Genomic DNA, 11,744 nt, shown 5'->3' on the forward strand with positions numbered 1-11,744 from the left:
GTGCTGTGGTCAGTGCTGCGCCAGGAAGTGAGCCAGGCGCTCCATGGCGTGTTGCAAAGCCGCGACCGCGTGCGTCAGCGACGCGGCGTCGCGTTCGCCTATGGCCCTTTCCAGATGTTCGCAACACAGGATCAAGCGGTGCGCATTGACGACCCGAGCGCCGCCCTTGATCCGGTGTGCCAGATCCCTGAGGCCATCACGGTCGCGGTTGGCGTAAAAATCCTGCAGCCGGGCCAGGTCCTTTTCATTGCTGGAGGCCAGTTCACTCAGCAAATCGTTGATCAACATCCGGTCTGCGCCGACCCATTGCTCCAGACTGCTCAGGTCAATTTCAGCAGATGTTTGCCCCGTGGCCTGTTCAAGCGGTATCGACGTCGCGCCTGAAGTCCTGGATGCCAGTCGAGCGCTCAGGTCTTGCAGGCTGATGGGTTTGAACAGGCAGTCATCCATCCCCGCCTCCATGCAACGAACCTTCTCCTCGCGCTGGGCATTAGCGGTAAAACCAAGGATCAAACAGGCTTCAAGACCGTTGGCCTTCTCTTCATCACGAATGGCGCCGGTCAGTTCGTAGCCGTTCATGGCCGGCATATTGCAATCGGTGATGACCACATCGAATGGATGATTTCGCCACAGTTCAAGGCCCTGCTCACCGTCCTCGGCCTCCTGCGTACAATGACCCAGATAGCTCAACTGCCGGGCCAGCAACAGACGATTGGCCGGATAGTCGTCGACCACCAGAATATTCAGCGGCTCAGTGGGCAACTGCTCGACCGTGGCGGCTGGTGTCGGTTGAGCCAGCGCCTGCAAAGCCAGCACCTCCAGCGTGACCTCAATCTGCGTCCCTTCGCCCAGAACACTGCTCAGCTGCAATTGGCCACCCATCATTTCACATAGCGAACGGCTGATGACCAACCCCAGGCCCGATCCGCTACGCGCTGATTGGACGGGGTTGTCAGCCTGAGTGAACGGGCTGAACAAGCGTTGCTGATCATGAAGGCTGATACCGATGCCGGTATCCTCGACCCGTATTCGAATGGCCAAATGCTCTTGGTGAGTTCCAGGTTCGACCTGCACGGTCAAGCGCACTTCACCCCGGTGGGTGAACTTGATGGCGTTGCTCAGTACATTGGAAATAATCTGTTTGAAGCGCAACGGGTCGATCAGCACTTCACGGTCACTCTTGAGGTCCAGATCCAGGACCAATCGCAGGTGCTTGTCCCGTGCCAGCCCTTCGAAGACTCTTGCTACAGACATAACCAGTGTGTGCAGATTGACCCGTTCCCGGGTCAACGAAAGATGCCCTGACTCAATCCGCGCGATGTCTAGAATGTCGCCGATCAAGTCCAGCAAATCACGCGCCGCGGCGGAAGCCACCTCAATCGAAGAACGGTCAGTGACGCCCTTCTCGGCACTTTTCATCGCCAGTTCGAGCATGCCGATCAGCGCGTTCATCGGCGTACGGATTTCATGACTCATGGTCGCCAGAAACGTGGTCTTGGCCCGATTGGCATCGTCCGCGACGTCCTTGGCTTCCTGCAGCTGAAGCAGCAGTTGCTGACGCTTGCGGATCAGGCTGCGCTGATAGGCAATCCAGCCCAACGCAAGCAACAGCAAGCCTGCAGCGAACGCAAACCCCTGAATGATCGCCGCACGATTGCGCAACCAGTAACTGTCTTGCACTGTTGCCTCATTGCGCCAACGATTGGTCAGCTCATCCATTTCTTCCGGCGGGATGCTCAACAAGGCTTTATTCAGAATCGAATACAACTCGAGGGCGCCGTGGCTGGTGGCAAAGGTAACGCGCGCCGGTTCCGTGCCCACAGTACTGGTGATATGCAAACGATCGCGGTATCGCCGGGAAATCATGTAACGCGCACTGATCAGTGAGCTCAGCGCGGCATCGGCCTGTCCATTGGCTACCATTTCCATTGCCTGAGCCTGGTTTTCCACATCGATGAAACGGATGCCGGGAGCCGCCGCACGCACAAATTCTCGCAGCCCGTTGCCTTGAACCAGCGCCAGGCTCTTGTCGACCATGTCGTCCAGCGTGCCGGGACTTGTGGGGTCCGTACTTGTGACTAATACAAACGGGTTGACCAGATACGGTCGTGTGAAAAGCAAATCGGCCTCGCGCTCTGTGCTGGGCGTAATAACGGCCAGAAGATCGGCCGTGCCATCTTTGACTTTCTCGATTTGCTTGTTCAACGAGCTGCCCCGCAGCACGTCGAATTTCAGCCCGGTGCGCAGGCTGATCCTGGCCAGAACCTGAGCACTGAGCCCACGGAATTCGCCTTTTTCATCAAAAAATGAAAGAGGTACGAAGTCATCGATGATCGCTACTTTCAGCCGCGGATTTTTTTCCAGCCAGCGTTGTTCGCTGGCGCTGAAGTGCAATCCTTGCTGGCCGGTCAGGCTCGTGCTGTCGGCGCTCCAGCGACGCAGGATGGCCATGCGCTCGTCGGCCGGAATCGCCGCCAGGGCCGCGTCGATAATACGCCGCAAGCGCTGGTTGTCGCGGCCCATGGCGAAGGCAAAAGGACTCATCTCCAGTTGGGAGAAGTCCGCCAGCTGGACATTGTTCAGGTAATTATTGTTGATCAGGTAATTGGCGCTGATGGAGTCACCGAGGTACACATCGGCCTGACCAAACGCCACGGCACCAATGGCACTCAGGGTCGAGGGGTAAAGTTGCAGGCTGGCATCAGGGTAGTAGGTGCGAACCACCCAGGGCGGCAGGTAGTGATTGAGCATGGCCAGGCGCTTGCCTGCCAGGTCGGCGGGCAAGTCACTGCTGTCGCCAGTGCGGGTGACCAGGGTCGGCAAGTCGTCGGCGTAAGCTCGGGACATGCTCAACTGCGGGTCGACCGCTTCAAAGCCGTTGGCCGTACCTAACAAGTCCAGCTCCCCGCGTTTCAGCGCGGCAATGACGGCCTCACGAGATTCATAGCGCTGCACTTCGATCCTGATGTGCAGCAACTGGGCGAGCAGATCCGCGTAGTCCGCGGTAATCCCTTCAAAGTCGTGGTTATTGAGGGTCAGGTCGAATGGCGCATAGTCCGGCGACGAGGCGCCGAGCTGCAATACGCCCTTCTCCTTTAGCCAGCGCCAGTCCGCATCATCCAGCTCGACGCGGTAATCCTGAACCGTCGAGCGCCCCAGCAGATGCAAGGCTTGCATCTGGGCACTGGCGCCCGACGAAAGAAACAGCACCTCGAAATACACCAAGGCTACCAGCCCTTTGCGCAGGAGCGTCTTCATTCAGATCACATGATTACGCCTGGCCAAATCCCTCAAATGAACTGCCGACGTTACATTGAGTTTTTCGATCAAGCGGGTTTTGTACGTGCTGACGGTTTTGTGGCTCAAGAGCATCGACACGGCGATTTCCTTGTTACTTAAACCACGGGCGAGTGCTTGAAAAATCGTCAACTCACGGTCCGACAATTTTTCGATCAATTGCATTTCCGTGCACTGGAGATGGTCCGGGTTCACCGAGCTGGAAGGTAAACGAGGGAAGTAGGTATAACCGGACATCACTGCACCGATCGCTTTGCTCAACTCCTCCAGATCATTGGTTTTTGATATGTAGCCCAACGCGCCGCTTCTCATACAGCGGGCGGAATAGAACACCGGCTCATGGGAGGTGTACACCAACATCCGGCATGGCGACTCCAGGTCCTTGAGCCGGTTCAAGACTTCCAGACCATCGAGTCCGGGCATGGCGATATCCAGCACGACGAGGTCCGGTTTATGTTCGCGGGCCATTTGCACGGCCTCAACGCCATTGCGGGCCTCCAGAATCGCCTGGAACTTTTCCTTCTGAAGCACCATCTTGACCGCGGCTCGAATGACCGGATGATCATCCACAACCAGTGCTTTACTCATGAAAACTCCTATAAAGCATCCCACCGCCAGGCATCTGCGGTTCAACCGCGAGGGACTGACAGGCTGGGCAGCGCCGCTGCGCCTGCGCTAATACTCTTGCACGCCGGGGTGAGCTCAACTACCTGTAAGAAATGACAGTTCAGACGAACGGTAACGTTGAAACCTGCGCGTTCAGGTGCGAAATGACGGACGCCAGGTGGCTTGTTGCTAAAGATTGTAGGCGTCAACCTTGCCATTCGCCGATTCAAAACGAGCGATAACAAATCAGGGAATGACGTCCAAAACCATCGGGGAGCAACGTGAGAAGTGAAGGCTTGAACAGGCTCGCGCCCCTGAGCCTTTAACCCGCTTTGTTCTGATAAACATCGTGCAGCCATGGCAGCACAGGTACCTTGGCTTCATGGGGGTGGGGATCGACTATTTCCATCAATTGCCTGACCCACTCAAAGTCCGGCATTCGCGCCTGGATTACCTGCACCCTCCGAGGTTGGCTAACCTTGCTCGCAGTGATGTGTAGCTGCTGGCCATCGTAGACAATCCCACGATGTATCTGCTGATTGTCCCCACAGAACGTCAGCAAATCGAGGTCGACTCCGGCCGTCAGTGATGCGCTGATCATCACCAGATCGAACGGCTCGCTAGCGTACTCCACCAGGGTTAACAGCTCTTCTACGCAATGCACCGGAGCGATGCGGAAATACCCCAGCTGATTCAAAATCCGCTCGATGTTCATTCGATGGAAATGCTGCTCATCGGCGATCAGGATTCGTAACGTTTTATTCAACATTTTGGCAACCATGACAAATGCGTTCCAGCCGACTTGCGTCAGCCAACTTCCGTGAGGGCAGCAGGCTATGCGAGACACGGCCAGTTTTATGTAGGACTTATCTCAAAGAAACCTGCCATTTCCCTACGGATACGCATTTGTCCCAAGGTGTTGCTGCGAGGTGGATCAAACTGAATGATGGCAGGCGTAACTACTCCGTCGTACTCGGACTCCAGAACGCCTGCACCACCAGTGTCGAAGTGGAAATACGCGCCACCAGTACGTTGGTCCGCAGCCCTGCTGTGCGCTGGCGGTACTGGCGTTCAAAACCTATCAGTCCACCGAGGATGAACGCCGCACTGAGGCTGACCAGGGTGTCGACCAGAGAGTCCAGGTTGATGTTGTTGATCGCTTGCATGAATGCCTTCCTTGATTCTTGTGGCGAGAGGCTTTCTATCGTTCCCACGCGCAGCAAAGGAATGCAGCCCGTGACGCTGCTCGTCACAATTCAGAGCAGACGCAAAGCGTCCAGTGAGGCATTCCCACGCGGGAGCGTGGGAACGATCATCGGTTTATTGCCAGCCGAACCGGCGGATGTAGAAGCCTTTCACCGCCTGGGTCAGTGCCATGTACGCCAGTAGAATCACCGGCAGGAACACGAAGTACAGCGACGGCAACGCCTGCAGTTTGAAGTAGTGCGCCAACGGCCCCATCGGCAGGAAAATCCCGACCGTCATGATGATCCCGGTCATTACCAGCAACGGCGTGGCTGCGCGGCTTTGCAGGAATGGAATCTTCGGTGTACGGATCATGTGCACGATCAGTGTCTGGGTCAGCAAACCGACCACGAACCAGCCCGACTGGAACAAGGTTTGGTGATCCGGCGTATTGGCATCAAAGACATACCACATCAAGGCGAAGGTCAGCAGATCAAAGATCGAACTGATGGGCCCGAAGAACAGCATGAAACGCCCGACATCGCCCGGCTGCCAGCGTTGTGGTTTTTTCAGCATTTGCTCATCGACGTTATCGAACGGGATGGCGATCTGCGAGATGTCATACAGCAGGTTCTGCACCAGCAGGTGCATCGGCAACATCGGCAGGAACGGAATGAACGCGCTGGCCACCAGCACCGAGAACACGTTGCCGAAATTCGAGCTGGCAGTCATTTTGATGTACTTGAGCATATTGGCGAAGGTCCGACGGCCTTCCAGCACGCCCTCCTCCAGCACCATCAGGCTCTTTTCCAGAAGGATGATGTCGGCCGCTTCCTTGGCGATGTCCACCGCGCTGTCCACCGAAATACCAATGTCGGCGGTGCGTAGCGCCGGCGCATCGTTGATCCCGTCGCCCATGAAACCGACCACATGCCCGTTACCTTTGAGCAGTCGAACGATGCGCTCCTTGTGGGAAGGTGTCAGCTTGGCGAAGACGTTGGTGGTCTCCACCGCGACGGCCAATTGGGCATCGCTCATGCGTTCGATGTCATTGCCCATCAACAGGCCTTGTTGCTCCAGCCCGACTTCACGGCAGATCTTCGCGGTCACCCGTTCGTTGTCGCCGGTCAGCACTTTCACTGCCACGCCGTGGGCTGCCAACGCTTTGAGCGCGGGCGCGGTGCTTTCCTTCGGTGGATCGAGAAACGCCACGTAGCCGATCAGCGTCAGTTCCTGCTCATCCGCCAGGCTATAGATATCGCGCCCGGTTTGCATGGCTCGCGCGGCAACTGCCACCACCCGCAGGCCTTCTTCATTGAGCTCGGCGGTGACCTGACGAATCCGCGCCAGCAACTCATCGGTCAAGGCTTCCTCGGCCTCGCCATGGCGCACACGTTTGCACACCGCCAGCACCTCCTCCACCGCGCCTTTGCAGATCAGCAAATGCGCTTGATCCTGCTCCGCCACCACCACCGACATGCGCCGCCGGGTGAAGTCGAAAGGAATCTCGTCGACCTTCCGGAACGCGGTGCCGACTTTCAGCTCACGGTAGACTTCAACGTGCTCAAGCACCGCCACATCCAGCAGGTTTTTCAGGCCGGTCTGGTAGTAGCTGTTGAGGTAAGCCATTTCCAGCACGTCCTCGGACTCTTTGCCCCAGACGTCGACATGTCGCGCCAAAAAGATCTTGTCCTGGGTCAGGGTGCCGGTCTTGTCGGTGCACAGCACGTCCATGGCGCCGAAGTTCTGGATCGCATCAAGGTGTTTGACGATGACTTTTTTGCGCGACAGAAACACCGCCCCTTTGGCCAGGGTTGAGGTGACGATCATCGGCAGCATTTCCGGGGTCAGGCCCACGGCGATAGACAGCGCGAACAGCAGCGCTTCCATCCAGTCACCTTTAGTGAAACCGTTGATGAACAGCACCAACGGCGCCATCACGAACATGAAGCGAATCAGCAGCCAGCTGACCTTGTTGACCCCCGTCTGAAACGACGTCGGCGCACGATCAGTGGCACCGACCCGCTGGGCCAGGGCTCCGAAATAAGTGCTGTTGCCGGTGGTCAAAATCACCGCCGTTGCCGCGCCGGAGACCACGTTGGTGCCCATGAACAGGATGTTCGTAAGTTCCAGCGGGTTGCGGGTCTCGCCGTCTTGCTGACGGGGGAACTTCTCTACCGGCATCGATTCGCCGGTCATCGCTGCCTGGCTGACGAACAGGTCCTTGGCGCCGAGCACACGGCAATCAGCGGGGATCATGTCGCCGGCCGAGAGCACGATCAGATCGCCAGGCACCAGTTGTTTGATCGGCAACTCGATGCGCTGCGCGCCTTTGACCGCCACCGAAGCGCCATGGAACCTGCCGAACACCGGCGCAGCTTCAACGCTGAAATCGCGACGCATCACCGTCGCGGTATTGCTCACCATCGCCTTGAGGGCATCGGCGGCCTTGTTGGACTTGGCTTCCTGCCAGAAGCGCAGCAGTGTGGAGAGCACGACCATAGAGAAAATGACCGTGGCGGCTTTCATGTCATCGGTCAGCCAGGAGATGACCGCAAGCAACGTCAGCAGCAGGTTGAAGGGGTTTTTGTAGCAGTGCCACAGGTGGGTCCACCATGGCAGGGGTTGCTCGTGCTCGACCTCGTTGAGGCCATATTGCTCACGCAGCGCATTGGCCTCGATATCGCTCAAGCCATCGCTGTGGCTGCCAAGTTTTTCCAGCAATACAGGCGCTTCACTGTTGGCCGCAGCGACCAGGGTTTGCGCCAGAGTCGGCGGTACCTCACGGTTGACGGTGACGTCAGTGAAACTTTCCAACAGCGCCAGTCGGCGGAAGTGCCGGGCAAAGTGCCGGGTCCGCAGGAAGCCGGCAAAGATTTCTTTCAACAGGGTGAGCTTCATGGTGTTACTCCCGCACCGCCTGCGCCTCACCCTCTTTCAGGTGACTACGCAGGCAGCCTTAAATCGGAACAGTCAGTCATAATTTTTGTGGTCTCGAGGAAGGGCTTTACGCCCGCAATAATCGCAGTCGTACCGGCAGCGCAGGTCGATGTTGCCGGCGATGAGTCAGAATATTGATGATGCCCATGGCTGTTCCCCCCTAACGGTCAGAGCCAGGAAACTACGAGCAGGTATGGCCGACCCGAGGCCTTGCCCGAGTAACCGGCAAAGCGGGTTTGGCCCGCCGGTCAAAAATGACAGGCGCGTCCGTAGCACAGCGATGCGGCTCAAGGCCGGGCATCACGCACTGTTCAGTGTCGATGAGAGAGACGTCGGGATGCAGGCCAGGACTGGCCGCGATCGGAATGCCGTTTCTCGCTTTTCGGCGAGACAACGGCACAGGAGACTGCGCGTTATCTTGCCGAGAATATACCGGTTACCGAAACCGGCCGACTACTGTCACTCGAACAAGTACCCACTGTGGGTCTCCGCTATTGATGAAAACGCGCGAAGCTTACGCGCCGTTTTCCGGTGAGTAAACCTTCTATACATTTGCGCCTGGTGAATCAGAAAATTCTTCAGGAAGGGTTCAGGTTGGGGGCGAAGACGGCTAACCGACTGGCATCAAGGCATGCCGCCGGTGATGAACCTGCAGGTGACTCTTGATCACCCGCAGCACTTTGGCCTCATGCTCATGGATGAAGAAGTGCCCACCCGCCAGCATGTCTATCGAAAAGCTGCCGTGGGTCTCCTTGCTCCAGCCAATCAACTGCTCGGTGCTGGCCCTGTCGGAGGTGCCGCCGAGGACATGCACCGGGCATTTGAGCAGAGGCCGGGCCAGCGGATGGAAACTGCCGCATAACAGAAAGTCCGCGCGCAGGACCGGTAACGCCAGGCTCATCAGTTCTTCATTGGCCAGCACTTCTTCACGGGTCCCTTCAAGGGTGCGCAACTGGTCGATCAGCTGCGCGTCCGTTCTGGGCACGGCCAGTTCCCGATCGTACTCCGCGCGCAGGGTCGGCGCCGCAGTGCCCGAGGCAAACAAAGCCACCGGTTCCGGACACCCCAGCGAGCGAAGCGCATGGGCCATCTCGTACGCCAGCAAGGCGCCCAGGCTATGGCCGAACAACGCATAGGGCGCCGTCAGGGACGGCTTGCACTCGCTGGCCAGTTGCAGCACCAGCGCGTGCATATCGGTCTGTAATGCTTCGTCAAAACGTGCGCCACGGCCCGGCAACTCCACCGGTTGCAAATGCAGCCACTCAGGCAGTTTGCGTCGCCAGCGGCTGTAGACCATGGCACTGGCCCCGGAATACGGCAGGCACAACAGTGTCAGTTTGGTCACCACGCTTACCTCAATGGGTTGTCTGTAAAGAGAACGGACGAAGGCACGCGTAAATTAGCGATCCTGAATGACTCTACTGCTCAAACGTCGGTAACTCTCTACCTCCGCACTCAATACCACCACACCCGCTACCTGCGACTCACCGGAAGTCGATACCTGAAATCGAAAAAGCCCGGCACTGGGCCGGGCTTGAACACGCCAACCAATCAAAACTCAGTCGTGTTTGAAGTTGTGCTTGTGTTTGTGCCTCCTGCCACCGGAATGACTCTTGCCACCGTCGTTGGACAAGTTGCTACCCACTGCGCCACCCGCTGCGCCGCCGAGGCCGGCACCGATGGTGGATCCGGTCGACCCGCCCACCTTGTTACCTATGATCGAACCACCTGCCGAGCCGAGACCGCCACCAATGGCGGCATTAGTCTTGCTGCCCTTGCGAGCGCCTACCGCACTCCCCGCTGCGCCGCCAACACCCGCGCCAATCGCCGCACCGGTGCTGCCCCCCATTTGCCGGCCAACCATATTCCCTAACGCACCACCAAGGCCACCACCAACGGCGGCCGTACCATCGCCCGCCGCCATCGCACCTTGGGCGAGCAAAAGCCCAATAACCAGAGTAGGCAGTGTTAAACGCATGATGTGAACCTCAAGAATGCTGACTATTGGGAAAATGAATATTTTGGATAATGACATGTCCAGCCTCTGGGTCTACCAGACCTGACTAGTTGTGAAGGTTGGACATTTCGTTTAAGGAAAGAGTTTTCACACAGGCAAAAAAAACCTGTTCGCACCCCGCTCGATCACTCGCTCGCAGGTCCCGCTGACGGGTACCAAACGTTGACCACTACTGAGGTTTTTCGCCATTGCCAATGCGCTTGGCAACATCTATCGCCAGGTCCATCGCGCCCTCCATGTCCAGATTATGGATCTCAGGCCTGTAGCCCTCCACGATTGGTTTCCCGTCCGGCGTGTAAGCGGCAACGAGCAACTGCAGGGAGCCGTCCTTCAGGATCTGCGCCTTCACCTCAATCTTGCATCCATTCGAAAGCGTTTCCACGTAATCCACATGGCGCTCAGTCATAACCGCATCCTTCTGAAGTTTAAATCCCAGTAAGGCATACGCCATCCACTCACGCCACTCCTGACGACGTATCCCCATGCTTACCGGAACAAAAGGGGTAGATCTGTTTAATCTACCCCCCTTTTCCCAGTCCTGAATCACAGACACACCCCACTACCTCAGACCTTCTTGGCATAGTTACTTGCACCAAACCAATCCACCACCACCACAGTCTCGTCCCCGACCACCCAAGCGTCGTGACCTCTAGGCAGTGACGTGATGTCTCCCGGCCCTGCAATGATCTCAGTACCGTCATCCATGCGAATGGCAAGCTTACCGGCGACGTGATACTGGAAGTGCGGGGCCTGGCAACTAGGTGTCTGTGCCAAAGGTTGAATGTCATTCGACCAGCGCCACCCAGGTTTGAATGTGAAGCGTCCAACCTCTGAATTGCCAATCTTGAGGATTTCCGCTTTTCCATGTGGAAACTCGCGGGTTTCATCGGGTTCCGAGAAGGATTTGTGCTCGGTTATTTGCTCATGAGCGAACATGATATGGGCCCTCAATTGAGTGGCTGGAAAGCCTGCAGGCAGCGCAAAAGCGTCTAACCGCCAACAAGCCATCGGCATCGCCCCCATTGATGCGCCTGATAATTCTAGTCCTTAAATCGTGGGAAGCTGACGATCGAAATCATTGAAATCCCGTTGATCGGGCCCTCGATACTTTTCCAGACATGCCGGGAAAAATGGCGTTGCATTTCATCGCCACAATATTGACGTCGGCACGCGATAAGCGCGCAATACTTCTTCACCGATTGCCGCCAGGGAAAATCAAAATGGCAAACATCACAGTGTTAGCGGGGGATTTCCTGCAGGGTGATGGAGAATATCGAAATGGCACTTTTACCCTCAGAACCCCCCTCAATCGATGGCCTGGAATCACCCTCCCCCTTTCGGCGCTGAAAACGCTGGAGGTTGCCAATGAGGAATCTATAAAGAAAGTCAAAGACGCCATAGGTCTCGGTATAGCAGGCGCAATGTTGCTCGGTCCCATAGGGGCTATCGCCGGTTTTATGTTGGCGGGCAAAGAGACCGAGGTGACTTTTATAGCGACACTCAAGGACGGTCGAAAGCTGCTGGCTGCTGTTGACAGTACGACCTATCAAGAGATTTCACGGCGAGTTCATGCATAGCGTCTTCCTTTGAAAGCACACCGCACCACTGAGGTGGTGCGGCGTACCTAGTGGCCTGTGTGGCTAGTTCGTTAGCTCAAATTCGGATGCCGGCGGCCCAGAGCCAAGGCGCTGTGACGAGT

Annotated in this window: 10 protein-coding genes; 1 reads left to right on the forward strand and 9 read right to left on the reverse strand. The window is 57.1% G+C overall.

Annotated features, from left to right (window positions below; genetic code table 11):
- Positions 1–9: 9 nt before the first annotated feature.
- From AC07O1_RS26905 to AC07O1_RS26945, 9 genes are all read right to left on the reverse strand, one after another.
- Positions 10–3,258: a transporter substrate-binding domain-containing protein gene (locus tag AC07O1_RS26905; RefSeq protein WP_495090763.1), complete on the reverse strand. Its 3,249-nt coding sequence runs from the start codon at positions 3,256–3,258 to the stop codon at positions 10–12.
- The gene (locus tag AC07O1_RS26910; protein WP_495010688.1) at positions 3,259–3,885 is read right to left on the reverse strand and encodes a response regulator; all 627 of its coding nucleotides are present in this window, start codon (positions 3,883–3,885) and stop codon (positions 3,259–3,261) included.
- A 340-nt stretch (positions 3,886–4,225) separates the two neighbouring features.
- On the reverse strand, positions 4,226–4,672 hold the full coding sequence (locus tag AC07O1_RS26915; RefSeq protein ID WP_495090764.1) for a response regulator: 447 nt from the start codon (positions 4,670–4,672) through the stop codon (positions 4,226–4,228).
- A 190-nt stretch (positions 4,673–4,862) separates the two neighbouring features.
- Complete coding sequence (locus AC07O1_RS26920; protein ID WP_495090765.1) at positions 4,863–5,069, reverse strand: MgtC/SapB family protein; 207 nt, start codon at positions 5,067–5,069, stop codon at positions 4,863–4,865.
- Between the two features lie 154 nt (positions 5,070–5,223).
- A complete protein-coding gene (mgtA, locus tag AC07O1_RS26925) occupies positions 5,224–7,989 on the reverse strand; it encodes a magnesium-translocating P-type ATPase (protein ID WP_495090766.1) in 2,766 nt (921 codons plus the stop codon).
- Between the two features lie 649 nt (positions 7,990–8,638).
- Positions 8,639–9,376: a thioesterase II family protein gene (locus AC07O1_RS26930; RefSeq protein WP_495090767.1), complete on the reverse strand. Its 738-nt coding sequence runs from the start codon at positions 9,374–9,376 to the stop codon at positions 8,639–8,641.
- 210 nt (positions 9,377–9,586) lie between these two features.
- Positions 9,587–10,006 (reverse strand): glycine zipper domain-containing protein, encoded by a 420-nt coding sequence (locus tag AC07O1_RS26935; protein ID WP_495090768.1) that lies wholly within the window; start codon positions 10,004–10,006, stop codon positions 9,587–9,589.
- Between the two features lie 208 nt (positions 10,007–10,214).
- Positions 10,215–10,451, reverse strand: a complete 237-nt coding sequence (locus tag AC07O1_RS26940; RefSeq protein WP_494993938.1) for a hypothetical protein — start codon at positions 10,449–10,451, stop codon at positions 10,215–10,217.
- Positions 10,452–10,609: 158 nt separating this feature from the next.
- A complete protein-coding gene (locus AC07O1_RS26945; protein WP_494993939.1) occupies positions 10,610–10,981 on the reverse strand; it encodes a cupin domain-containing protein in 372 nt (123 codons plus the stop codon).
- Positions 10,982–11,265: 284 nt separating this feature from the next.
- Here AC07O1_RS26945 and AC07O1_RS26950 point away from each other — a divergent pair, with 284 nt between their 5' ends.
- Positions 11,266–11,622, forward strand: a complete 357-nt coding sequence (locus AC07O1_RS26950) for a hypothetical protein (RefSeq protein WP_494993940.1) — start codon at positions 11,266–11,268, stop codon at positions 11,620–11,622.
- The last annotated feature ends 122 nt before the right edge of the window (positions 11,623–11,744 follow it).

The sequence above is a fragment of the Pseudomonas sp. GW821-FHT07G10 genome (assembly GCF_059418545.1).